At 65.8% G+C, this 23,836-nt stretch carries 24 protein-coding genes; 10 read left to right on the top strand and 14 right to left on the bottom strand.

Annotation, left to right across the window (positions count from 1 at the left end; translation table 11 throughout):
* Window positions 1-26 precede the first annotated feature (26 nt).
* The 3 genes from BKA23_RS13640 to pknB all read left to right on the top strand — a co-directional run bounded on the left by BKA23_RS13640 (window position 27) and on the right by pknB (window position 4,628).
* Complete coding sequence (locus BKA23_RS13640; RefSeq protein ID WP_145229345.1) at window positions 27-1,481, top strand: peptidoglycan D,D-transpeptidase FtsI family protein; 1,455 nt, start codon at window positions 27-29, stop codon at window positions 1,479-1,481.
* Window positions 1,482-1,545: 64 nt separating this feature from the next.
* Window positions 1,546-2,820: a serine/threonine-protein kinase gene (locus BKA23_RS13635; protein ID WP_145229343.1), complete on the top strand. Its 1,275-nt coding sequence runs from the start codon at window positions 1,546-1,548 to the stop codon at window positions 2,818-2,820.
* The gene (gene pknB, locus BKA23_RS13630; RefSeq protein ID WP_145229341.1) at window positions 2,817-4,628 is read left to right on the top strand and encodes a Stk1 family PASTA domain-containing Ser/Thr kinase; all 1,812 of its coding nucleotides are present in this window, start codon (window positions 2,817-2,819) and stop codon (window positions 4,626-4,628) included. The genes BKA23_RS13635 and pknB overlap by 4 nt, the downstream gene beginning before the upstream one ends.
* 111 nt (window positions 4,629-4,739) lie before the next feature.
* On the opposite strand, the gene BKA23_RS13625 is transcribed toward pknB, so the two are convergent.
* On the bottom strand, window positions 4,740-5,363 hold the full coding sequence (locus BKA23_RS13625) for an aminodeoxychorismate/anthranilate synthase component II (protein WP_145229339.1): 624 nt from the start codon (window positions 5,361-5,363) through the stop codon (window positions 4,740-4,742).
* Between the two features lie 79 nt (window positions 5,364-5,442).
* On the opposite strand from BKA23_RS13625, the gene BKA23_RS18185 reads away from it, so the two are divergent.
* Both BKA23_RS18185 and BKA23_RS13615 read left to right on the top strand, forming a co-directional pair.
* Complete coding sequence (locus BKA23_RS18185; protein WP_342783616.1) at window positions 5,443-5,895, top strand: cell division protein CrgA; 453 nt, start codon at window positions 5,443-5,445, stop codon at window positions 5,893-5,895.
* A 598-nt stretch (window positions 5,896-6,493) separates the two neighbouring features.
* Window positions 6,494-7,090: a P-loop nucleotide/nucleoside kinase family protein gene (locus BKA23_RS13615; protein ID WP_145229337.1), complete on the top strand. Its 597-nt coding sequence runs from the start codon at window positions 6,494-6,496 to the stop codon at window positions 7,088-7,090.
* A 442-nt stretch (window positions 7,091-7,532) separates the two neighbouring features.
* On the opposite strand, the gene BKA23_RS13610 is transcribed toward BKA23_RS13615, so the two are convergent.
* The 4 genes from BKA23_RS13610 to BKA23_RS13595 all read right to left on the bottom strand — a co-directional run bounded on the left by BKA23_RS13610 (window position 7,533) and on the right by BKA23_RS13595 (window position 10,349).
* The gene (locus tag BKA23_RS13610) at window positions 7,533-7,997 is read right to left on the bottom strand and encodes a GNAT family N-acetyltransferase (protein WP_145229335.1); all 465 of its coding nucleotides are present in this window, start codon (window positions 7,995-7,997) and stop codon (window positions 7,533-7,535) included.
* Window positions 7,998-8,099: 102 nt separating this feature from the next.
* A complete protein-coding gene (locus BKA23_RS13605) occupies window positions 8,100-8,732 on the bottom strand; it encodes a chloramphenicol phosphotransferase CPT family protein (RefSeq protein WP_145229333.1) in 633 nt (210 codons plus the stop codon).
* 36 nt (window positions 8,733-8,768) lie between these two features.
* A complete protein-coding gene (locus BKA23_RS13600) occupies window positions 8,769-9,467 on the bottom strand; it encodes a hypothetical protein (RefSeq protein WP_145229331.1) in 699 nt (232 codons plus the stop codon).
* Window positions 9,468-9,524: 57 nt separating this feature from the next.
* Complete coding sequence (locus BKA23_RS13595; RefSeq protein WP_145229329.1) at window positions 9,525-10,349, bottom strand: sigma-70 family RNA polymerase sigma factor; 825 nt, start codon at window positions 10,347-10,349, stop codon at window positions 9,525-9,527.
* A gap of 86 nt (window positions 10,350-10,435) precedes the next feature.
* Here BKA23_RS13595 and BKA23_RS13590 point away from each other — a divergent pair, with 86 nt between their 5' ends.
* Window positions 10,436-10,765: a VOC family protein gene (locus tag BKA23_RS13590; RefSeq protein ID WP_145229327.1), complete on the top strand. Its 330-nt coding sequence runs from the start codon at window positions 10,436-10,438 to the stop codon at window positions 10,763-10,765.
* Window positions 10,766-10,869: 104 nt separating this feature from the next.
* On the opposite strand, the gene BKA23_RS13585 is transcribed toward BKA23_RS13590, so the two are convergent.
* The 3 genes from BKA23_RS13585 to BKA23_RS13575 form a co-directional block, all read right to left on the bottom strand.
* Window positions 10,870-11,265: a VOC family protein gene (locus tag BKA23_RS13585; RefSeq protein WP_145229325.1), complete on the bottom strand. Its 396-nt coding sequence runs from the start codon at window positions 11,263-11,265 to the stop codon at window positions 10,870-10,872.
* Between the two features lie 209 nt (window positions 11,266-11,474).
* Window positions 11,475-12,353 (bottom strand): rhomboid family intramembrane serine protease, encoded by an 879-nt coding sequence (locus tag BKA23_RS13580; RefSeq protein ID WP_145229323.1) that lies wholly within the window; start codon window positions 12,351-12,353, stop codon window positions 11,475-11,477.
* The gene (locus BKA23_RS13575) at window positions 12,350-12,856 is read right to left on the bottom strand and encodes a peptidylprolyl isomerase (protein WP_145229321.1); all 507 of its coding nucleotides are present in this window, start codon (window positions 12,854-12,856) and stop codon (window positions 12,350-12,352) included. The genes BKA23_RS13580 and BKA23_RS13575 overlap by 4 nt, the downstream gene beginning before the upstream one ends.
* Before the next feature lie 23 nt (window positions 12,857-12,879).
* On the opposite strand from BKA23_RS13575, the gene BKA23_RS13570 reads away from it, so the two are divergent.
* The gene (locus BKA23_RS13570) at window positions 12,880-14,157 is read left to right on the top strand and encodes a hypothetical protein (protein ID WP_145229320.1); all 1,278 of its coding nucleotides are present in this window, start codon (window positions 12,880-12,882) and stop codon (window positions 14,155-14,157) included.
* An 86-nt stretch (window positions 14,158-14,243) separates the two neighbouring features.
* On the opposite strand, the gene dinB is transcribed toward BKA23_RS13570, so the two are convergent.
* Both dinB and BKA23_RS13560 read right to left on the bottom strand, forming a co-directional pair.
* Complete coding sequence (gene dinB, locus BKA23_RS13565; protein ID WP_145229318.1) at window positions 14,244-15,542, bottom strand: DNA polymerase IV; 1,299 nt, start codon at window positions 15,540-15,542, stop codon at window positions 14,244-14,246.
* The gene (locus tag BKA23_RS13560; protein ID WP_145229316.1) at window positions 15,508-16,455 is read right to left on the bottom strand and encodes a CPBP family intramembrane glutamic endopeptidase; all 948 of its coding nucleotides are present in this window, start codon (window positions 16,453-16,455) and stop codon (window positions 15,508-15,510) included. The genes dinB and BKA23_RS13560 overlap by 35 nt, the downstream gene beginning before the upstream one ends.
* 76 nt (window positions 16,456-16,531) lie before the next feature.
* On the opposite strand from BKA23_RS13560, the gene BKA23_RS13555 reads away from it, so the two are divergent.
* From BKA23_RS13555 to BKA23_RS13545, 3 genes are read left to right on the top strand one after another with little or no spacing between them, the layout of a single operon-like run.
* Window positions 16,532-17,746: an ATP-grasp domain-containing protein gene (locus BKA23_RS13555; RefSeq protein WP_145229314.1), complete on the top strand. Its 1,215-nt coding sequence runs from the start codon at window positions 16,532-16,534 to the stop codon at window positions 17,744-17,746.
* On the top strand, window positions 17,743-18,696 hold the full coding sequence (locus tag BKA23_RS13550; RefSeq protein WP_145229313.1) for a Type 1 glutamine amidotransferase-like domain-containing protein: 954 nt from the start codon (window positions 17,743-17,745) through the stop codon (window positions 18,694-18,696). Before BKA23_RS13555 ends, BKA23_RS13550 begins: the two co-directional genes overlap by 4 nt.
* Entirely contained in the window at window positions 18,680-19,840 is a 1,161-nt protein-coding gene (locus BKA23_RS13545) for an alpha/beta hydrolase-fold protein (RefSeq protein WP_246104655.1), read from the top strand. Before BKA23_RS13550 ends, BKA23_RS13545 begins: the two co-directional genes overlap by 17 nt.
* 143 nt (window positions 19,841-19,983) lie before the next feature.
* Here BKA23_RS13545 and BKA23_RS13540 read toward each other — a convergent pair whose 3' ends face one another.
* The 4 genes from BKA23_RS13540 to BKA23_RS13525 form a co-directional block, all read right to left on the bottom strand.
* Entirely contained in the window at window positions 19,984-20,649 is a 666-nt protein-coding gene (locus tag BKA23_RS13540; protein ID WP_211841726.1) for an NIPSNAP family protein, read from the bottom strand.
* A gap of 84 nt (window positions 20,650-20,733) precedes the next feature.
* A complete protein-coding gene (locus BKA23_RS13535; protein WP_145229311.1) occupies window positions 20,734-21,036 on the bottom strand; it encodes an ArsR/SmtB family transcription factor in 303 nt (100 codons plus the stop codon).
* Between the two features lie 127 nt (window positions 21,037-21,163).
* The gene (locus tag BKA23_RS13530) at window positions 21,164-22,420 is read right to left on the bottom strand and encodes a Dyp-type peroxidase (RefSeq protein ID WP_145229309.1); all 1,257 of its coding nucleotides are present in this window, start codon (window positions 22,418-22,420) and stop codon (window positions 21,164-21,166) included.
* A gap of 17 nt (window positions 22,421-22,437) precedes the next feature.
* Window positions 22,438-23,709: an EfeM/EfeO family lipoprotein gene (locus tag BKA23_RS13525; RefSeq protein WP_145229307.1), complete on the bottom strand. Its 1,272-nt coding sequence runs from the start codon at window positions 23,707-23,709 to the stop codon at window positions 22,438-22,440.
* Window positions 23,710-23,836 lie beyond the last annotated feature (127 nt).

Below are 23,836 nucleotides of genomic sequence, written 5' to 3'. Positions count from 1 at the left end.
TGCGCCGACGCCACGAGGTGGTCCCGATGAACGTACCCATCCGCCGATTGGGCCTGGTCGCCGCAGCGATGTTCTGCGCGCTGCTGGTCTCGACCACGATCATCCAGTTCTTCCAGGCGCGGTCACTGGACGACCGCCCCGGCAACCGGCGCACGCTGCTCGCGTCATACAGCAAGGAACGCGGCTCGATCCTGGTCGGCGGCACAGCCGTCGCGGTGTCCAAACCGACCAACGACGACCTGAAGTGGCTGCGCACCTACCCGCAGGGCTCGCTGTATGCAACCGCCACCGGTTACTACTCGTTCACCTACGGTTCCAGCGGGGTCGAGCGGGCGTACGACAGCTTCCTGTCGGGCAACTCCGACAAACTGTTCTACCGGCACATCATCGACGTGCTGACCGGCAAGCCCGCGCAGGGCGCGAGTGTGCAGCTGACGCTGAACGCCAAGGCCCAGGAGGTGGCGACCAAGGCGCTGGGCAATCAGCGCGGTGCGGTGGTGGCCCTCGACCCGCAGACGGGCGCGATCCTGGCGCTGGTGACCAGCCCGACATACGACCCGAATCCGCTGGCCAGCCACAACCTCGTAGCCGCGCAGAACGCCTACACGCAGTTGCTGAACGACCCCGCGCAGCCGCTCGTCGACCGGGCGATCAACGGCAACCTGTACCCACCCGGCTCGACCTTCAAGCTGATCGTGTCGGCTGCGGCTCTCAGCTCCGGCAAATACACCCCGAGCACCCTGGTGCCCGGGCCCGCGGAGTTGCGCCTTCCCGGCACCGACAACTATCTGCCGAACGACTTCCACAATGCGTGCGGCCCGGACGACAAGGTCTCATTCATCAAAGCCCTGCAGATCAGCTGCAACACGGCATACGCCTCGGTCGGCATGGCGCTGGGCCAGGACGCGGTGCGCAGCATGGCGCAGAAGTTCGGCTTCGGGCAGCCGTTGTCGATCCCGATGAGTGTCACCCCCAGCGTGTTCCCCGCGACGCTGAACCTGCCGCAACTGGCGCAGTCCTCGATCGGACAGTTCGACGTGCGCGCCTCGCCGATGCAGATGGCAATGGTCAGCGCGGCGATCGCCAACGGCGGCAAGGAGATGACGCCATACCTGGTGTCGTCGGTGCGCGACACCAACCTCGACGTCATCCAGAGCACCTCTCCGAAGGTGTTCAGCAACCCCATCTCCAGTCAGGTGGCGTCCGAGCTCACCACGATGATGGAGTCCGTCGTCACCGGCGGCACGGGCACCAATGCGGCGATCCCGGGGGTGCAGGTGGCAGGCAAGACCGGCACCGCGCAGCACGGCAGCGGTGAGAACGCCGACGTGTGGTTCACCGGGTTCGCCCCGGCAACCAACCCCAAGGTCGCGGTCGCGGTCATCGTCGAGAACGGCGGAACCGTGGGTCAGGACGCAACCGGCGGGATCATCGCCGCACCGATTGCCAAGCAGGTGATGGAAGCAGTGTTGGGGCAATGACAGCGCGCGGCAGTGACAGTGGTGAAGCAGTGACAGTGGTGACGCCGACGAAGGTGGTGGAGCGATGAGCAGACAAGGCGATCAGCTGGGTGGCAGGTACGTCCTGACCGACCGCATCGCGGCCGGTGGCATGGGCGAGGTGTGGCAGGCAAAGGACGAGATCCTCGGTCGTACCGTCGCGATCAAACTGCTGAAGGAAGGCCTGACCGACGAAGAGGGCTTCACCGAGCGCTTCCGGAACGAGGCTCGCCTGTCCGCAGCGTTGACCCACGGCAACATCGCGCAGGTCTACGACTACGGCGAGGACGGCGCCCTGGCCTACCTGGTGATGGAATATGTGCCGGGGAAGCCGTTGTCGAAGATCATCAGCGAGCGCCGCGCCCTGTCGCCGGTCGACACGGTGGGCCTGATGCACCAAGCAGCGTCCGCACTGCACGCGGCCCACCGCGCAGGTCTGATCCACCGCGACGTCAAGCCAGCCAACATGCTCGTCACGCCCGACGGTGTTGTGAAACTCACCGATTTCGGCATCGCCCGCGCCGTCGGTTCTGTCGCCATGACCAAGACCGGCGAGGTGATGGGAACCGCCCAGTACCTCGCTCCCGAGGCGGCCATGGGGCAGGAGACCACGGCTCTCACCGATGTGTACTCCCTGGCGGTCGTGACGTACGAAATGCTCGGTGGCAGAAGGCCGTTCAACGCCGACAGTGCCGTGGCGCTGGCCCTGCAGCACGTCAACGACGCGCCCCCGCCGTTGCCGTCCACGGTCCCTCCGCCCGTGCGCGCGGTGGTGCACGTCGGCCTCGAGAAGGACCCGTCACAACGACCCAACTCCGCCTTCGAGTTCGGCCGGGCGTTGCGTCAGGCGATCAGTGACAGCGAGCAGATGGGTTACGACGTCCACTCCCTGCCGCCGGCACCGCAGCCGCAGGCCCCACCGGGACCGTCCGGTGGGCAGCCGGGTCCGCAATCGGGTGGTCATCGGCTGCCCGGACGTGGAGATCACCAGTCCGGCGGTCAGCAATCCGTCGCGCCCGGCAGCGGTCCCCAGTCTGTCGCTCCCGGCTCCGGCACGCTTTCGAGGCACAACCAGGTGACCGCTCCCGAGTCGCGGGCGCAGCAGCGCAACGCCGACACCTCAGGTGCAGGCGGCGGTCGTGGCCTCGCCCGCAACAAGATGGTGCTGTTCGGCGGGATCGGCGCGCTCGTGGTCGTCATCGCGATCGTGGTGATCGTCGCCCTCACCTCATCCTCCTCGAAACCCAAGGTGCCGACTGCTCCTGACAGTGGCCCGTTCAGCGGATCGATCCAGACCTACACGCCGAAGGCGAGCTCGTGACCTCTGAGACTCCACGCATCCTCGGCGGCCGTTACGAGGTCGGCGAACTCATCGGCCGCGGCGGTATGGCGGAGGTCCACCTGGGCCACGACACCCGCCTCGGGCGCACCGTCGCCATCAAGATGCTGCGCGCGGACCTCGCACGTGACTCCTCGTTCCTCACCCGCTTCCGTCGCGAAGCGCAGTCGGCCGCAGGGTTGTCGCACCACGCGATCGTCGCGGTCTACGACTCGGGCGAGGACACCTTCATCGAGACCGGCGGTGCGAAGGTCGACATCCCCTACATCGTCATGGAGTATGTCGACGGCCAGACGCTGCGCGAGATCCTCAACGACGAAGGCAAGCTCTCCCCGGACGAGGCCGCGCGCATCACGATGGGCATCCTGTCGGCGCTGGAGTATTCGCACGACAAGGGCATCGTGCACCGCGACATCAAGCCCGCCAACGTGATGCTGACCAAGGGCGGCAGCGTCAAGGTCATGGACTTCGGCATCGCCCGCGCACTCGCCGACACCGGTGCGACGATGACCTCCGCGCAGGCCGTGGTCGGCACGGCGCGTTACCTGTCGCCGGAACAGGCACAGGGTGAGACGGTCGACGAGCGATCCGACCTCTACTCCGCCGGTTGCGTGTTCTACGAGCTGATGACCGGGCGCACCCCGTTCATCGGTGAACCGGTCTCGCTGGTCTACCAGCACATCACCGACACCCCCAAGCCGCCCTCGGTCTTCGAACCGTCGGTGCCGCGCGCGATGGATGCTGTCGCATTGCACTCACTGGCCAAGGGGCGTGACGAGCGTTATCAGCATGCGGCCGACTTCCGTGCCGATCTGCAGGCGGCTCGCACAGGTCAGCCGTTGAGCGAGGCCGCGATGGCCACTCTCGCGGCAGGTGGCGAGGCGACGTCGGTGCTCAACCGGCAGCCGGTCGCGCCGACGCCGGAGCCACCGCGACGCGATTTCACCCGCGACATCGACGAATCCACCAAACCGCAACGGCACACCGGACTGTGGGTGACCGCGGTGATCGTGGCGCTGCTCGCGATCCTGGGCATCGGCGCGCTGGTGATGAACAACAACCGCACCAAAGAAGCCACCCTGCCGACGGTGAACGGTCAGAGCCAGAGCATCGCCATACAGAACCTGCGCAATGCCGGCTTCGACAACTTGAAGGCCGTGACCGTCACCAACAGCTCCATCCCCAAGGGCGCGGTCATCAACACCGACCCCGGCGGCGGCAACCGCATCGCGTTGTCGACCTTGATCACGGTCAATGTCTCGAGCGGATCGGGCCTCGTCGAGGTCCCGAATGTCGCGGGACAGTCGGTTGCGGATGCCGAGAAGGAGTTGTCGAACAACGGTTTCAACAACTACAAGCTCGGCAACCAGAATGTCTCCGGCACGCAGTATGCCGCGGGCCAGGTCACCTCGACCAACCCCGGCGGCGGCACCGAGCAGAACCCGTCGACGACGATCTACCTCAACGTCAGCAACGGCAAGGTGCAGGTGCCGGACGGCTTGGTGGGCATGCAGGGTGCTGACGCGGTGAACGCGCTTGCCGCCGCTCACCTGAAGGCCACGATCGTGAAGGGCTCTCCTGTCACCGACCCCAATCAGGTCAATGTGGTGCAGAGCACGGATCCGCAGTCCGGTTCCTCGGTCAACGTCAACTCGACGGTGACACTCAAGGTGGGTTATCTGCTGGTGACCGTGACGCCGTCACCCTCGCCGAGCAGCCCGTCGCCGAGCAGCCCCTCCGCGCCACCGAGCAGCACGCCGAGCCGGACGGAGTCCCCGGGCGACAACTGAGCAGCAGCTTCCGGCGGACGGCGGTCGGTTCGTTTCCGATGTTCGACGCTGGTCATCGTCGACATCCGGACGGACGTGGTGACGAAAGGTGGTGTCCCAGAGGGCGTGTGGTCAGGCGCTGACCAGTGGTGCGAGACCCTGGCTGCGCTCGACGGCATCGGTCGCACCGCACTCCTGCAACCAGTTGGCCAGCATCCGATGGCCGCCCTCGGTCAGCACCGACTCCGGGTGGAACTGCACACCGTGCAGCGGCAGATCGCGATGGCGCAACGCCATGATGATCCCGTTCTCGGTGCGACCCGTGACCACGAGTTCGTCTGGCACCGTTGCGGATTCGACCGCCAGTGAGTGATAGCGGGTCGCTGTGAACGGGCTCGGCAGGCCGGCCAGCACACCTTGACCGTCGTGCACGATCTGCGAGGTCTTGCCGTGCAGGAGTTCGGGCGCGCGTCCGACGGTTGCGCCATACGCGACGGCGAGCGCCTGATGCCCGAGGCACACACCCAACATCGGCTGCCGACGTGCCGCGCAGCCTTCGATCATCGCGATCGAAACCCCCGCCGCCTCGGGCGTACCCGGGCCGGGCGAGACGAGCACCCCGTCGTATGCCGCTGCTTCGTCCGCGGTCACCGCGTCGTTGCGCACGACCGTCGTCTGCGCGCCGAGCTGCTGCAGGTAACCGACGATGGTGTAGACGAAACTGTCGTAATTGTCGACGACCAGAATGCTCGTCACGGTGGCACCTCGATGATCATTGAGCGGCAGTGAAATAGTCTGGTCGCAATTCTGACACCCGCCGATCGCAGGAGCCGCAGTGAGCAAGCCCGACAAGAAGTCCAGCGACGAGACCTCCTCGACTGCCGAGTCCGCAGCGGAAGTCGATGGCGCGACCGCAACCGCGAAGAAGGCCGCTGCGGCAACCAAGCCTGCCAAGGCCGCGAAGCCCACTGATCACGCGAAGTCCGCCAACGACGTGAAGTCTGCCAAGCCGGCGAAAACTGCGAAAGTTGCCAAGGCGGACGCGTCCGCGAAGCGGCCGGGCGCCGACGTGCGGGCCGAGAAGCGTGCGGTCAAGGTCGCGGCGGGCCCAAACGCCTCGTGGTTCGTGCCGACCATGTGCGGCTTCATGCTCGTCGGGCTGTTCTGGCTGGTGACGTACTACCTCTCGCAGGAGGACTACCCGATCCCCGGCATCGGCCTGGGGAACATGGTGATCGGGTTTGTCCTGATCCTCATCGGGTTCGGTATGACGACCCGCTGGCGCTGACGGACGCCGTCACCGCCCGAACACTCGCGTCCGCCGCAGTCGTCTCCTTTGGTAGGGCTCGCTCAGCCGTGCCTTCGTCCGGCATCGTGGTATGACGTCAGCCGGTGGCGACGCAACCAGCCGAACCGTTACCCCCAGGGTTATCCACAGATCGTGGATAACTACACCGATGTAATTCAGATCGGTCGCCATTCGGCCCGACCCGACGGCGTTCGCACCCGAGTCCAGCCGTCAGATGTGCCGTCCACAGGGTTATCCACAGCCAGTGGAAAACTACAGCGCTGTAACTTCGATCAGACTTCCACAGCCGCCACCGGCGCTGAGGTGTTCCGGTTGAGCAACCTTCACCGGGCATTTTTGCGGGCGGGGTATATGGGACGGCGTAATGCCCGTCACGTGGTTGACCTACGGTTATCCCGTAAGACGAACGTCATACGGGACGGGACTGCTGCACGGAGAGGCGACACCTGATCTGGCTTGTCCGACCAGGTGGGCCTGGAAGCATGTCTGCTGTCCGTGCAGCAGTCGCCAGCAAGAGATATCGAGCTTTCGGGTTCTGCTCGCGACAGTACCTGATCGCGAGAGAAAGTAATCAGCTATGGAATCGTTGTGGAGTGGAGAGGCAGGGCGGCCGGGGAACGTGGTGGTGTTGGCGGGTCCGCCGTGTTCGGGCAAGTCCGCAGTAGGCAGAGTTCTCGGCACGGGTTGGGAAGAATCGGGCTGGCATTACGTCAATGTCGACGCTGTGTTTGATGCGTTGCTTCCCGGGTCGCGGCGAGGAGTGGCTGACCGGATGCTGGCCTATGAGGTCGCACACGCCATGGCACTAGCGCTCATCGAACGGGGTCGAATTCCGGTGGTGGAATGCACATATAGCCGGCGCTGGCAGCGGGAAAGCCTGGCACGGATACTGCAGGCGCTTCCGTCGACGACGGCCGTCCATGTTGTCGAGTGTGTTGTCTCAGTGGAGGAGGGCGTCCGGCGATTCCGCGCCAGTGCAGAACACCAAGCGACTGACCTGACCGAACAACTGGTGCGTGAACGCGCTACGGACTATCCCTACACGCGCGAAGCGCTACAACTACGCTCCGACACCGGAGAACCGGAACAGCTTGCGCAAGTGGCACAGTCCTGGCTCTCGGCCCAACCGATACCGGTCAATGTCGAATCTTGGGTCGCAGCGGGAAAACCTTGAGTGTGCGGCATCCCTAAGCGGTCGATTGTCATCGTTTCACCAGGCATCGCGCGCGTGGCAGCTATCACCGTGCGAAACTCGGAGGCTGCGATGTTCATAGAGCGCTCCGACAGAGACTGTCGCAAATTTTGTGTTTCGGTTCGCGACACGCCTCGTGATATGGCCTGGATCTAGTGGCAGGTCTGCCACCAGAGGTCGTTTGGCGGCGCCCGCTGCCCGGCGAGCCGCTCGACTGTGTCATTTGAGGATCGGCGAACGGGGACGCTGTGGCGCTGACTGGTCTCGACTTGGCTACCGAATCCTGCAGGCCTCGCCGTCGGCTCCTACAGCACCCGCTACCAGCTAAGACTTGTCCCACACGAGGATCAGCTATCGGAACACGTCAGCTCCGACAGCGCAATCTGGCCGTCGACCGCAGGACCGCACGACGGGTCGTAGCCGCCTATGACTCGATGGCCCGACTCAAGATGACATCTTCTTGCTCGTAGCCAAGAGCGTCATAGAGACGCAGGGCACCTTGGTTCGCGGCCCCAGTGGCAAGACGAATCCTGGCGAGTCCGCGCTCACGTGCCCAGCGCTCAGCAGCGGCGACAAGGGTGCGCCCGATCCCGCACCCCTCATGATCGGCTCGGACGACGAGCTCACCGATGTAACCGTCCACCTCGCCGGACCAGTGCGGCTGCTGAGTCACCGACACGAAGCCGGCAATCACACCGGATACGTCCGCGACGAACATCGCGGCATCCTCCCCGTCGGCGGCCACGATTGAGGAGACGACCCAACTGCGAACTGCACCGGCGACCTTCTCCGTGTCTCGCCACGGGGCAACTCCGGCAGTGAGCCGGTCCGCCATAGATCGAACATCGTCGTGATCGGATTCCTCGTAGGCACGCACCACCACAGTCATCTAGTTAGCCTGCCACGTCGTCAGCCACCTGATCGAAAACTTGTTCGGCTGCTTGCTGAGGCACGCTCGTAAACGTCACCACAGAATCCGTATGCCGATGGTCTAGTGAGATGTTGATTCTGGCCGTGCTGCATGCACTCCAGCGAGGTTCTTGAAAGCGGTTCCCGGTTGACCGGTTGCCAGGTGATCCGAAATCGCAGTGGCGCACTCTTTTGGGGTGGCCCGTGATGAGTCGACCTCCATGTCGTAGGTCCAGGAACGATGCACCGCCTCTTGCCAGCGCAGCACCGGCGGCGGGATCGAACCATCAGCTTCATAACCTGAGCCCCAGGTCGCGATCCGACGCTGCATGACGACATCGATAGGACACCGCACTCCTACGAACAAAACAGGCACATCGGCCACGATCGACGCGCACGCCGCAAGCACATTCAGCGGCCGCGAGTAGGAGTCATGGTGGGTAGTGTCCGCGACGACATTGACTCCGCGGCGGGTGTGTGCGGCGATCGATTCGTACATAGCTAGGTACAGGCTCATCACCAGCGGCTCAAGATCTGGGCGTTCACCGCCAGGACGCAAGCCGATCCCCGGCTGAAACTTCTCCGGTGTCGCGTTCTTGAAGGTATCGAGGCCAACGTTCATCCACACGCCGGGAAACGACTCCTGAATCGCCGTGGCGATGCTCGACTTACCAGCCCGAGGACTGCCGTTCAGCACGATCACCTGACCAGCCACACCATGTGTCCCTTCGAATCCCGGCAAGAATCAGGTTCAGTATTGCCGCTGCGCCCGTAGACCATCCCCTACTAGGACTGCTTGAGACGAGGCGCTCAACGGGTGCTGTGCGTCGCCGTACCACCGCCAGTCGGATCGTCGCGGATCGTTTCCTAGTGGGATCCGTCCACACATGTGAAGCAGGACCTCACCCGGGCCCGCGTCTGCTCCGTGTGGCGCGTGAGGAAACAGACGTCTCAGCACAGGTCCGGCGAGATCGTCGGGTGGCTGCCACGTCGACTCTTCATCCAGGCCGCGCACCATGTCATAGGTGTGGATCAGGCTCTCCACCATGCCCATAGCCGCGAAGCCGGCGGGATCGGAAGCTCCGAACACATGGTGGCCACGGGCGCTCGGATCCGCGTCGGCCGCCACTGCCGCAAGCAACCGAGCATTGACTGTGAGCGCCGTCAGCAGGCGTTGGCTGTCGGCATGATCATCAGCAGACAACTCGAAGCAGATGTAGTCGCTCTCACTCGCCAACAAGATCTGCGCTGCGTAGAAATACAGGTCATCGTTGAGGTGCACCAGCGTGTCCCACACCGACCACTCCAAGTCGTGGGCACGTACTGATCTCCAGTCTTGTGTACTGAGCGGGGACAGCGCGTCGACGCAGACCCGTGCCGCAGAGACCACCAAGCGGTTCGTAAGCAGTGCATCGTTGCTCTCGGCGATCTCACGCGTTGCTCCGGACATACCACTCAGGCTGCAATCAATCCGGCTACCACGCAACTGGATTGGGGGTGTTGCGAATCAGGTTCGGCGATGGACCGCTGCGAGCACTGTGGGGTCAGCGCGTAGGTCGATGCGGCATACAACGCCGTCTTCGACGGTGAATTCGAAGGCGACCTTGAACTGACCTCTGTGCAGCCAGGCGGCTCCCGGACGCTCCCCGATGAAGACCGGGAATGCGGTCTTCGCACCACCGTTCAGCAGGCGCGCGACCTGTGAGCGGCCGGCGAGACGTGGCGTGCCCATCGCACGGGCTGCGTCGTCGGCGCCTTCGAGTACGACCTGCGGCGCGAGCAACATCACGAGCGTGTCCAGATCGCCGCCCTTAGCCGCTCGCAGGAAGGCATCGATGACGGTGGCGTCCGTGGGTGTGGACGGAATGTCTTGTGTCGCAGCGAGTTTGGTGCGTGCGCGTGACCCGAGTTTGCGCGCTGCGGCCGGCGAGACATCGAGGATCTCGGCGATAGTGGCGAAATCGACAGTGAAACTGTCATGCAGAACGAAGGCGACCCGCTCGGAGGGGTTCAACCGCTCCAGCACAAGATGAAGCGCGTCTCCCACGGCGTCGGCGAGCACGATCTGGTCGGCCGGGTCGGGTGCGACCTCATCCGGTTCAAGGTCTGACGCCGTCTCCGGCTGCTTGCTACGTAGTCGGTCCAGACACAACCGGGTCGTCACAGTGGTGAGCCATGCAGGCAGGTTTTCGATGTCAATCTCGTTGCGCGCCAACCGCATCCACGCATTTTGGACGATGTCCTCGGCTTCCGCATGATCACCCAGTAGTCGCTCGGCGATGCGCGTCAACCGTGGACGTTCGGCTTCGAACCGGCGGGTCTGGTCATCCATGCGCAAAGTCCAGCACAGTCGCAGTCACACTTTTCGCCGGCAATGCGTCATACGAGTACAGACCATCGACACCAGGAGTACGAACCGTGGGAAATTTCCAGACCATCCTGATCCCGACCACCGATATCGCTGCCTCTCGCGACTTGTACGCGAAGCTGCTGGGCACCTCGCCCATTGCGGACGCGGACTATTACGTCGGTTTCGAGGTCGACGGCCAGCACATCGGCTTGGTGCCCGGAGCACAGGTCGTCACGGCATACCTGCACGTCGCCGACCTCGACACGGCGATCCAGGCCGTCACCGATGCTGGGGGCAGTGTGCTCGACGCTCCCCAAGAAGTAGGTGGAGGGCGACGTGTAGCCGTGGTGCAGGACCCGTCCGGCGCGCGTTTCGGATTCACCTGCGACGCCACTTAGGTCCGTCGCTTGGTTCGTCGTGTGGCGGAGTTCCAGCACGAGGGAGCCAACTGCTGTCCTCGCTGGACAACGTCTCTGGGGACGAGTTGATCAGCGCCGGGCGTTCAGCGCCATTGCTTCGGGGTGGCGATCCACCACCGATTTTTGAAGGGGTCGGTGAATCCACCAACACGATCCCCCCACGCTCTGTCTGCGGGTTCGACGGGTAGTTCTGCCCCAGCGTTCATGGCGGCAGTGAATACCGCGTCAACGTCGCGGACGTAGGCATAGCTGACGCTGGGGCGCGCATCTTGACCAGCAGCCGGGTCGCTGATCATGACGTGAGAGTCGCCGATCGCGACGTCGGCATGATCGACAGTCCCATCGGCGCGGACATCGCGGTCTCGCGCCTCAATGCCGTCGAAGACTGTCACCAGGAATGAGATGAATGCCGGGGCGTCGTCGACGACGAAGAACTGGTTGATCGAGTGATAGCTCGGCTCGATCGGTTTTGTGACCATCGAACGAGCATATGGCCCAGCCGGTCATGTCGAGCCGCCCGAACCTCTGGCGGCTGCAGACGCAGCGGCGTCAACGTGCCGTCGTGGTCGTGCAACCCTCCGAGATTTTGCAGGAACACACGCAAGCGGGGGTCTCGGATTTCCAGGTAGGTCACTCTGCCAGCCTTCGGCTCATGCCCGCCGCGAGCAGCGGCACGGATGGCGGCTCGTCAGCTGACGATGGTGAAGGGCAGGTCGACGGTCTGGTAGCGCACGACCGCGATGACCACCAGCAGCACGACCACGCCGGTGAGCGCGGCCCATTGCAGGTTGCGGCGCTCCCTGCCGAGCAGGACGATCGCCGCGGCGCACACGCCACCGATGATCGCGCCACCGAGATGGTCCTGCCACGCGATGTTGGGGACGATGAATCCGATGGCTCCGTTGATCACGATCAGTGCGATCACCGAGCCGACTTCGCGGCCGAGGTGCCGGTTGAGCACCAGCACTGTCACGAACAGCCCGAAAACCGCGCCCGAAGCGCCGAGGGTGGGTGTCAGCCAACCGCTGCTCAGATGAGTGCGCGTCGGCAGTGACGCCAGCAGCTCGTAGCAGACGGACCCGCCGAACGCCGAGATCAGATAGAGCGCCAGGAACCGGGCACGACCGAGCAACGGCTCGAGGTACTGTCCGCAGATCCACAGGGCATACATGTTGAACGCGATGTGGAAGACCGTGTCCGGCGAGTGCACGAAGGCCGAGGTCAGCATGCGCCACGGCTCGGAGCCGGTCTGCCACGGGGCGTAGACGAGGTCGTTGGTGATCGACGAGTTCACCAACTGCCCCAGCCAGACGACCACGCAGACGGCGATCAGACCGATGGTGACGACGGGCCGACCATGCGCCATACGTCCGCCGAAAAGAGAGACCTGCCGGGGGACATCCTTGCTGGACTGCTTGACGCAATCCACGCACTGGATGCCCACCGCGGCAGGTCGTTCGCACTGAGCGCACGTCGGGCGCTCACAGCGCTGGCACGTGACGAAGGAGACCTGATCCGGATGTCTGGGGCAGGTCGGCAACGACGTGTCGGCGCTGGGGTTGCTCATTTCTCGATGGTGACCTTCTCGATCACGACCGGCTCGACCGGCTTGTCCTGTGCGCCGGTGCGCACGCCCGCGATGGCGTCGACGACGTCGCGGCTGGGCTGGTCGGCGACCTCACCGAAGATGGTGTGCTTGCCCTGCAGCCAGTTGGTCGGGGCGACGGTGATGAAGAACTGCGAGCCGTTGGTGCCCTTGCCGGCGTTGGCCATGGCGAGCATGTAGGGCGCGTTGAAGTTGCGCTCGGGGGAGAACTCGTCCTTGAACTGGTAACCCGGGCCACCGATGCCGACGCCCTGCGGGCAGCCGCCCTGGATCATGAAGCCGGGGATGATGCGGTGGAAGATGAGGCCGTCGTAGAACGGGGTGGGGTTCGAACGACCCGCGTCGTCGTTGTACGCCTTGGTGCCCTCGGCCAGGCCGACGAAGTTGTCGACGGTCTCGGGAGCGTCGTTGGGGAACAGGTTGATCTTGATGTCCCCGTGGTTGGTCTTCAGTGTTGCGATCATGGGTCAAAGTCTCGCATCCAGGTATGACGGTGCCCACCACTCACCCCGGTAGTTCATTGGCGGGGATCGGATTTCGTTGGCAGGATGGGGAGGAACGCCACATCAAGGAGGGCTCCACCGTGCTCAGAACGACCTCGCGCCGCGACGCCGTCACCGAAAAGGCAGCCGATCTCTCGTCCGCCGCAGTCGACGGAATCGACGCCGTCAAGGACAAGCTCACGCCCGTGGTCGAGCAGGCTGCCGACGCCGTCAGCGCCGCGGTCGAGACCCTCGAGGCGAAGGCCCCGCACGCCAAGGAGGCTGTCGTCGAGAAGTCCTCCGCGCTGGCGGACAAGGTCGGCGAACAGGTCGAGACCATCCGCGACGCGGTCGCCGAGCACTCCGACAAGGTCGCGAGCGCCGCAGCCGAGCAGAGCAGCCAGGTCGCCGACACGGTCGAGGATCTCTCCGATCAGGTCGCCACGCAGGCTGAGGCCGGCAAGAAGAAGGCGGCCAAGAAGGCAAAGAAGGCAGCTGCGAGCGCCCAGCAGATCGCTGCCGCTGCGTCGTTGCAGATCCAGGACGCCGCCGGCACCGCTGAGAAGCAGACCCGCTCCGCCCGCAAGAAGGCCGCCAAGCAGACCAACCAGCTGAAGAAGACCGCGAAGGCACAGCGCAACAACGTGCTGGAGTCGGCACACGACGTCGCCGCGGAGGTCAAGGACGCCGCGGCCGAGGTCACGAAAGCCTCGAAGAAGCAGGGTCGTCGTGCGGCCAAGAAGGCGCGCAAGAACGCTCCCGCCATCGACATCGCCGCACCGGTCGCTGCCGCCGGCGCCGCTGCCGGCGTGACCTTGGACCAGATCCAGGCCTTGTTCCACGACGAGTGGCTGCCGCGCTTCCAGCAGGCGGCCGCATCTGCCGGTGCTGCCGGGCAGCACGCGTATGACGCCCTGCCGGAGCAGGCGCGCCACGGTGTCGAGACCGTGCTGCCCGCGGCCAAGAAGAAGCGCAAGAAGAAAGGCGGTCTGCTGATCGTCCTCGGCCTCGCGGCCGGCGCGGGTGCCGCGGCGCTGATCATCTCCGGCCGCAAGAAGGCCGCGGCCAAGAAGGCTGCCGACGCTCCGCTGCCGCCGGTCGAGCGCGTCGGCGCCCCCGCGGCGAGCGCGCCGACCAACCCGGGCACCGGCTCGGTCGGCGCGGCATCGACGGACAGCGGCGACCTGGTCGGCGACATCGAGAAGAAGGTCGACGCCAAGCTGGTCGGCACCGACACCGCACCGAGCGAAACGCGTCGGGGTCGTCACTCGGCGCGCGACTGAGGTCCAGAACCTGCCCGTGGCGCTCTGCGCCACGCAGCGACCATATGTGGGGAGTCACCGGATCCGGTGACTCCCCACATATGTGTTCAGCCGGTATGGCGCTTGGCGTGTGCGGGGTCGGGCAGCATCGGCATCTCCCCCTGGTCGTCACGGCCGAGCAGCACCCCTCTGGTGACCGCCGCCATACCGAACCGATCACGCACAGCATCCAGCGCACCGTCCAACGTGCGCGCTGAGTCCGGTGTCGCGCGCTGCCCTCCCATCGGCACTGCGACGGCACCTGCAGCGGACGCCACCGACCCGTCACCGAACCCCAGCCCGGCCAGCGGCAGCTCCAGTTGCTCGGTGTCGCCTTCCTCCAGACCGCCGATGCTGATGCCCAGCAACGTGATTCCCCGGTCGGCGATCATCGGCATTGCCGCCTCGAGCAGCTCCCGTCCCACTGCGAGCCACCCCTGCGTGCCCGCCCGCGAGCGCGGCACGGTGCGCGAGCGGGTCGCCCGGGTGAAGTCGGCAAATCGCAGTCGCAGCGTGAAGGTCCGCCCCACCCGCTCACCCGCGCGCAGCCGGCGGGTCACCTTGTCCACCAACGCCACCAGCGTCGCGTCGAGCTCAGCGCCGGTATGCCGCCCGCGGCCGATCGCGCGCTGCGCACCGATCGATCGCCGCCGGACTCCGGTGCGCACCCGGCGCGGGTCACGGGCGTGCGCGAGTTCGTGCAGGTGATGCCCCGCGCCGGGTCCCACGATGGAGACCAGCACCTCCGGATTCAGCGCGGCGAGGTCACCGACGGTGACCACCCCTCGATCGTGCAGCTTGCCCGCCGTCACCTTGCCGACACCCCACAGCGCTTCGATGGGCAGGGGATGCAGGAACGCCAGCTCACCGCCGACCGGCACGCTGAGCAGGCCGTCCGGCTTGCTGGCGGCGCTGGCCACCTTCGCCAGGAACTTCGTCGCGGCGATGCCGACCGAGATCGGCAGGCCGACCTCGGCACTGACCCGCCGTCGCAACGCGGCACCGATCTGGGTGGGTGTGCCACTGACCCGGCGCAGCCCGCCGACCTCCAGGAAGGCCTCGTCGATCGAGATGCCCTCCACCAGCGGAGTGGTGTCGGCAAAGATGTCGAAGACCGCGCGACTGGCATCGGCATACGCGGTGAATCTCGGCGGCACCTCGATCAGGCCCGGGCACAACTGGCGGGCGATGCGACCCGACATCGGAGTGCGGATGCCGTGGGCCTTGGCCTCGTAGCTGGCGGCCAGCACGACTCCGCCTCCGACGACCACGGGCCGCCCGCGCAGGCGGGGGTCGTCGCGCTGCTCGACGCTGGCGTAGAACGAGTCGAGATCAGCGTGCAGGATGCCGCCCTCTGTCACGAACATATGTTCGCATGTCCGGTGGCGGCCCCGCCATACCGAACGGGTTGTATGGCGGGCCGTATGGCGGCACGTATGGCGGTGGCTGCGTCATACCGGCCGGCGGTTTGGGGCGGTACCGCTGACCCAGCCACATCGACAGCAGCAGCCCGGTGCCGAGGATCAGCACCATGCTGCCCGCGGCGGTTGCGGCCTTGCCGTCCTGCCCAAGGAAGCTGCAGATGTCGAAGGCGATGTGCACCACGATGAGCGGCCACAACCTCCCGACCCGCCAATAGACGATCGGCACCACGATCGCCCAGGTCAGCAGCGCGATCGCGCCCCATCCGTAGTAGAGGTGGTAGAACATCCGGATCACGACCAGCCCCGCGAAGAAGGCCACCAACGCCGGCTTGCTCACCCGGCGACCCGCGGTCAACCAGCGGAAGGCCACGATCGGCGCGGCGACCACGATCGGCTCCTCCCCGATGCCGGCGAAGAACGAGCGGGTGATCTGCAACCAGACCGGATTGCCGTCATTCGCAGTCGATTTCGGCAGATGCAGGAACAGCGACAGGATCGTGCCGACCCACATCGCCGCCACGAACATGAATGCCGACCACGCGTCCGCGCCGCCACGTGCGTTCGGGCCGCGCTCACTGCGCGGCCGCCCGATCGCCCACTCGCGCAGCGCCGGCCGGCCCAGCAGCGACATGGCCATCGCCGCGATGACGAGGCTGAGGATCGGGAAGCCGGCGAGATACCCCAGCGCGAACATCACCTGCAGGACCCGGTTGCCGATATGCATCGTGAAGTTCGGATCGCGCAGGTAGGCGATGGCTGCGAAATCGGCCAGCCCGAAGCCCACGACATACCCCAGCACGACCAGCGAGATGACCGCAGCACGGCGACGCGGGCTGTATGTCGGGGGCGTGATCATGGGTGAACGCTAACCCCATCATCGGTAGGTCGGTCATGGCGTCGCGGGTGTGCTCGCACGGATACGCTGGCTGACCGTGAACGTCGTCTTCGTCGAACCCAATTTTCCGCGCAACCAACGCGAGTACCCGCGCGCGCTCGCAGCGGTCGGTGCGACCGTGATGGCGGTCGGCGAGACGCCCTGGGAGTGGCTCGACGAGGAGTTGCAGTCGTGGATCACGCACTACTACCAGGTGGGTTCGGTCACCGATGTCGACCAGTTGCGCCAGGCGGTGCAGCACTTCCAGTCGATCGGTTGGGTGGACCGGCTCGAGGCGACCATCGAGGCGCACACCCTGCCCGCCGCGATCGTGCGCGAGGAGTGCGGCATCCCCGGCACGTCGGTGCGCACCACCTGGTTGTGCCGCGACAAGCCTGCGATGAAGGAGGCGCTGCGCTCGGCCGGTGTGCCGACAGCGGCATCGGCTGCGGTGGGCAGCCTGGAGCAGTTGCGTGCGTTCACCGATGAGCACGGGTTTCCGATCATCCTCAAGCCCCGTGACGGCGCCGGCGCCTCGGGCACGATGCGTCTCGACAGCGAGGACCAGTTGGCGGCGGCGCTTGCGTCATACACCGGGGTCGAGTCGATCGCGGTGGAGGAGTTCGTCGAGGGGCACGAGGGGTTCTACGACACGGTGTCGGTGGACGGCGGGATCGCGCTGGATTTCGCCTGCCACTACTACCCGGGCGTGCTCGAGGCGATGCGCACCCGCTGGATCAGTCCGCAGTACATCTCGACCAATCGCGTCGATTCGGCCGGTTTCTACGGCGAACTGCGGGAGCTGGGCGAGCGGGTCAACGAGGTGCTCGGGATCCAAACGTCGGCGACGCACATGGAGTACTTCAACGGGCCAAAAGGCTTGCGGTTCAGTGAGATCGGGGCACGGCCACCTGGTGTCGGCTGCTGGGATCTGTATGCCGTCGGCAACGAGATGGACATCTATCGCGCATGGGCTGACGCGATCGTGCACGGCCAGGTCTGGCACCGGCCCTCGCGGGCGTATGCCGCGGGCATCATCGCACTGCGGCCCGACCGCGACGGTCGTATCACCCACATCGACGGCATCGACGAGATCCAGCATCGGTATGCCGAATGGGTCATCGACGCGCACCTGCCCGTCGGTGCCCCCACCCAGCCGGTCGAGGCGGGGTACATGGCCAATGCGTGGATCCGGCTGCGGCACCCGGACTACGACGTGCTGCGCGGGATGCTCGACGACGTGGGCCGCACCGTGCAGGTTCACGCAGAGTGAATTCCGTTGAAAACGCTGCGATCACGCTCCTCGGACCACAGCGCCGACCGGCGCTGGACAAGGTCGTCGGAGCGCTCGGGCTGACCGGGCCGTTCGCGACGATCACTGCTGGGTGGCTCGAGCGCGAGTCGGCCGAGGATCGCGAGCTGGCCGCGCATCTGGGCGAGGAGGCGGTCAACCTGACGCTGTGGGCGCGGATGCAGGACGTGCTCGAAGGCGATCCGGAGTTCGCCGCGGCGTACCGCCGGCGCCACGAGGTCATCGCCGAGATGCAGGATCTCTACCTGCTGTGCGTGGGTCACACGGTCGCCGCCATCGACGAGATCAAGGCGCAGAGCGAGCGCAACCCACACGTGCGCGAGCTGGCATTGCGCGATGCCGAAGCGGTGCTGCGGCAACTGGATCGCCGGCATCTGGAGCGGTTGCGCGAGGTGCACGCTGCGTTCTATGCGGAGATGCGGCCGCACGAGCGCGAGCCGATTGCGGCGCATCGCGAGGCCGTCGCCGAGCTGCTCGGGCAGGCCGAAGCGGTGGTCATGCCCGGTGGCCATGTCTCCGAATTGCTCGACGCACTGCACCTTTTCAACGTCGTGCCGGCCGGATTGGGTCAGCGTCCGATCATCGCCTGGTCGGCCGGCGCGATGGCACTGACCGAGAAGGTGGTGTTGTTCAACGACAACGCCTCGCGCGGGCCACGCTGCCCCGAGGTGTATGACGGAGGGCTGGGCCTGTTGCACGACATCGTCGTCTTCCCGTCGGCTCATCAGCGGTTGCGGATGGCAGACGCCGAGCGGATGGCCGCGATGGTGCGGCGCTTCGCGCCGGCGCGCTGTGTGCCATTGGACCCGGGGACCCGCGTGGCTGTGGCCGCCGACGGGAGCCTTGCGCCATACAGCCCGGTGATCGGGGCGAACGGTGAGATGACGACGGCGGGTGAGTTCGTTGGCTAAGGCCAAGGCGCTGGCGATCAACCGGTTGCGCGCGCGAAAACCGTTGGACGAGAGCATGATCGATCGCTTCCTGGAGCGCCACGAAGTGCCGATCGTCGAAGGTGTGAAGTGCACCTTCCTGTTTCGTGGCGACGCTGACGAGGTGTGGGTGCGTCATCGGATCGTGGGGCAGCCGCAGCAGGTGCCGATGCGGCGGGTCAGCGGCACCAGCCTGTGGTTCGTGGTCATCGAACTGCCGGCCGGGTCGCGGGTGGAGTATCAGCTCGAGCTGCGACGCGGCGAGCACTACGAACAGGGCAACGACCCGCTCAATCCGCATGTGGCCAACAGCCCGGTCGGATCGTCGTCGGTCTGCCAGGCGACGGGATATGTCGTGCCCGACTGGATCACGCCGGAGGAGGATGTGCGCCCTGGCGAGATCATCGATCTGGCAGTGGCGTCGGCGGCGCTGAGACGTGAAACCACCTGTCGCGTCTACCTTCCCGCGCGTTTTCGCACCACTCACAGCTATCCGCTGCTGATCGTGCACGACGGAGACGACTACCTGAACTATGCGGCGATGAAGACGGTGCTGGACAACCTGATCCACCGCATGGACATGGCCGAAACCGTTGTGGCGTTCATCAATCCGGGCGACCGCAACCGTGAGTACGCCAACTCGGTGCAGCATGCGCGCTTCGTGAAGGCAGAGTTGCTGCCGCGCCTGGAGTCCGAATTGCCTTTGATTGCAAAGCCGTCCGGGCGTGCCCTGATGGGTGCTTCCTTCGGTGGGGTGGCGGCACTGTCGACGGCATACCGGCACCCGGATGTCTTCGGATCACTGATCCTGCAGTCGGGCTCGTTCGTGTTCACCGACATCGGCAACGACCACGGGGGCGGTGAAGTCTTCGATCCGGTGGTGCGATTCATGAACCGCTACCGGGCCGAGCCTCGCCGTGTCGCCGATCAGCTGTTCATCTCGTGCGGCATCTACGAACCGCTCATCGTGCCGAACCGTTCGATGATCCCGGTCTTCGAGGGCACCGGAATGCGCGTGCAGTATGTCGAAGCTCGTGACGGGCACTCCTGGGAAGACTGGCGCGACCGGCTGCGTGACGCCCTGTCGTGGGTCTTCCCTGGGCCCCAAAAGTATTACTACGAATAGCTTTTCACTGATTCACGGCAGTCGCCTCAGCTTCCTGCCGCCCAGGCGCCGAGCCTGACGGGCGACTCGCCCAGCCACTCAACGTGTTGTTCACGTGTCGCTCGGGCTGCTGCGTCAACTCCATCGACGGATGTCGGCCGCGGTCAATGCAACGGCGAGATCGGCAACGGCCAGGCCATGGTGGAGGTGCCGTGCAGGATGCGTTCGGGCCCGCCAGGGGGCGGCCACTTGCCTTCGGCGACCAGGCGACGACGTACCTCGACACGCTCGTCGAGGCCGGCGAACGGCCAGATGTGCACGATGCGATCCGGTCCGTCCAGCGCATACATGACGATCGTGATCGGATCGACGACGTGCCGGCCAGGCAGCTTCTGGCGCCACCCGTCGATCGTGCCGGGCAGGCCTCCGGGCACCAGGTGGTAGTCGCGGATCTCGTAGACCGAACCGAACAGTCCCGGCCGCACCGGCGGGACAAAGGGAAAGGGTGCGTAGCTGTTCAGCGTGAGATCGCACAGATGCTCGGGTCGGCCGAACGGCGCTGTGCTGGACCGGGCGCGAGAGCGTTCGGCGTCGAGTTCGGCCTGGTCGACGAAACCGCGCAACACGTACGCGCGGCCGAGCACGCCATGCTCGGTCTGCCATGCGCCCAGGAGTTCACCTCGCGCGTCGTCGCTGGTGACCCAGGGCTGTATACCTGCAATCGCACGGTCAGCATCCGGGAGCCGAAAATCAAGCGTCGCCAGTTCGTAGCGGATCCGCTGCTGTTCCTGCGGCAGGTCGTCGCCGGTGATGACGTCGGGCTTGGACATGTGGGCCTCCATCTGTCGTCAGGGACGGCGGTGTCGTCGTCCCCAATGAGAGTACAAGTTTCGTTGTACCTTCGGAAACGACAGTCACTCGTCAAAGACAGCGCCGAGCAGGCCAGGGAAGCGTTGATCGAACTCTTCTCGCCGAAGGGCGGCGTACTGCCGCTGCCCTTCCCGTGTTCGTACTAGTAGTCCGCATTCGCGCAGCACGCGAAAATGGAAGGTGGCATTCGACTTCGTCAGCCCCAGTGGTGCATACACCGCAGCGCACTCGGCGCGATCCACGTGGCGCAGGGCGTCCACGATGCGCATCCTCGTCGGGTCGGCGAGTGCACGCAGGGCGTCCACGATGGCGACATCGGCGAGATCGGGGTGGTCTTCGTCGATCACCGAACGAGCATAGGCCGACCTGCCCATCGGAAGTCAGGCCAGCCGCCAAGCCGCGTCGTCCGCCCGGATCACCTCGGTAACGGCCCGGACTCCGTCATGCTGTTGTCCTCGCACGTGGACAAGGGACTCAGGTGAACAGGCCGCTGCCGATGTAGTCGGTTGAAGTGCGCACGCCCGGTGGCACGAAGAAATAGCCGCCGCCGAAGGGCTGCACGTAGTCCACCAGCGGCTCGTCAGCGAGCCGTTGCTGGATCGTCGCGAACTGCCGCTGGACGTCCTGCTGGAAGCAGCAGAAGACGTGCCCGGCCTGCATGTTGCCGTTGGCGTCGATGCCGAGATCGTAGTTGTACGACCGGCGGATCAGCTGCTGGTTGTTGGTCTGCGGCGTGCGCGGATTGGCCAGCCGGATGTGCGCCGAGGTAGGGATCACCAGACCGAACGGGTCGGATTTGTAGTCAGGAGTGTCGAATTCGGTGTTGCCGGTCAACGGTGCACCTGAGTCGCGACGCCGCCCAAACATGTCCTCCTGCTCCTCTATCGACACGCGATCCCAGAACTCCACGAGCATTCGGATCAGTCGCACCACCTGATACGTGCCGCCGCGTGCCCACGCCGGCTCGCTCGCCGCATCCACCCAAACAAGTGAACTCGCATTGTTGCCAGTCGGATTCGCGGTGCCGTCCTTGAAGCCCAACAGATTTCGTGAGGTGCCGGACGGCCGAGGCACCGAGTTGTACCCGTCCATCCGCCACTTCATCTGCATGCCACCGCGCGTGTGCCGGGTCAGATCGCGCAGCGTGTGGTGGATCGCGTCCGGCTCGTCCGCGCACAGCTGCAACAGCAGATCGCCGTGCATCCACGAATCCTCGGGGGAGTCGTTGGTGAACACCGGCATCTGCGTCAGCTTGCTCGGCTTCTTCGCACCTAGCCCGAATCGCCCATCGAACAAAGAGGATCCGAGCCCGACGGTCGCCGTCAGCCCGCACGGCGGGATCTGTGGGCCGAGGATGTCACTGTCCGCCGGTGGTGCACCGACCCCCGCGTATGGCGCAGCCCCTCCCGCCGTCAGCGCCCGCGAGCGCGCGGTGATCGTCTGCAGCAGCGATTTCAACTCACCCGACGACGACGCGATCACGTCGAAGGACACGAAGGCCGCGTGCTTCTGCTTGCTGCTCGGCGGCGGCGTCAGCACTCCGCTTTGATACTGCCCCTCGAACGGAAAACTGCGCGCCGGCGATGGACTCGCGTCGGCACCATCCCCCGGCATACCGGACGGTGAGGCGGTCGACGATGCCGCAGCGGCGGCCGTCGCCCCAGCCGCGAGCACGCCGGAGGCAGCCCCGACACCCGCACCGGTCAGGAATCCGCGCCTGCTGACACCCATGTTCGTCATCCCCTCCGTCAGTCCGGATTCGCCACGGCCGCGTTGTGCGGGTCGACCTCGCCGAGCAGCTGCGGCACATCCGCCAGGACCTCCAGCGCCGCGCCGAGCGTCCCGTTCACCGCCATACGTTCGGTCTGCGGGACCTGGCTCATCGGCTGCCAGTGGCCACCTGACTTCGTCGCATTCAGCGCCGCGTTCAGTGCACTCAGATCCGCATTCGCCTCTGGCACAAGCGAACTCGTGCGCGCATCGAGCATCGGCGTCAGATCGCCGAGCACCACCTTGGTCGCCGCGACGTCCGCCGCAGCCTGCTCGTATTCCGTGCCGGATCCGTAGTCGGCCTGCCCGGACAGCCGATCGCGCAACGTGTCCTCCAGGATCTCGTGCGCCCGCACCGGCAGATCTGACGGCGCGACGGCGGCATACCGCTGGGTGTCGGCGACACCGCCCGGGATCGGCAGCACACCCTGCAGCGCGGTGATGTTCGCCTGGAGTTGCTGCGCGACGGGCTTGAGCGTGGCCGCCGACTGCCCGTGCCACAAGCCGTATTCGATGCGATGCAGGCCCTCCCACGAGGTGGTGTTGACGCCGTTCGGCAGAACCTGCGCGAGGCCGTCGATCTCGTCGCCGAGCTGACCGAACGAGCCGTATGCCGCGCCCATCGCGCACCAGGTCAACTGTGCATCGAGCCAATCGGTGCGCGCCTGAGTGAGCTTGCCCCTGGCGATGTCCGTCTCCAAGGTGGCGGCCTGGGTGGCCAACGTGGCGAGGGTCTTGTCGACGTACGTCTGATAGGCGTCCGCGGCCGGCTGGAGCTCGGCGTCGGTGGCCTTGGCGATCGCGGCCGGCACCGGCACCGACGACGTCCCGGTCACGGTCGCCGTGGGCGAGGTGAGGACGGTGCCGGTGCTGAGCAGACACTGGATGCGGTATTTCCCGGCGCCGACGACCAACGGCGCCGACGCCGTGGTGCCGGGAGCGACAGTCTCGATCTGGGTGAGAGTGCGACCACGGCTGTCGATCATCAGCACCTCGGCGACGACGGCCGCGTGATTGGTGATCGTCAAGGTGCCGGGGCCCGCGGGCATCCCACGCCACTGCGGCGCGCACTGCTGATTGCTGAGGGTCAAGCCGCTCGACGCGGGTGCGCCCGTGTGCGCGGAGCCGGAGTGCCGGGTTGCGGCATACGTGCCGGCACCCATCGCCACCAGCACGACGACGCCTGCTGCGACGATCCGGCCGCGGCGCTGTGGCGCGCGCTGAGCGTCGGAATCGGTCGGTGAGGGCACCACGGCATGCTGTCACAGACTCGTGGCCGGATCGGCGTATCGAGGCGAACGTTCGATGAACCACCGGCCCGAGGTCGCCGCCGCAGCACCGCGCCACCATAAGATCTCGAGGGCGCTCGACGGACGA

It is taken from the genome of Rudaeicoccus suwonensis, assembly GCF_007829035.1.
In the GTDB taxonomy this organism is placed as follows: domain Bacteria; phylum Actinomycetota; class Actinomycetes; order Actinomycetales; family Dermatophilaceae; genus Rudaeicoccus; species Rudaeicoccus suwonensis.
This window is presented reverse-complemented; position numbering and strand designations above follow the sequence as displayed.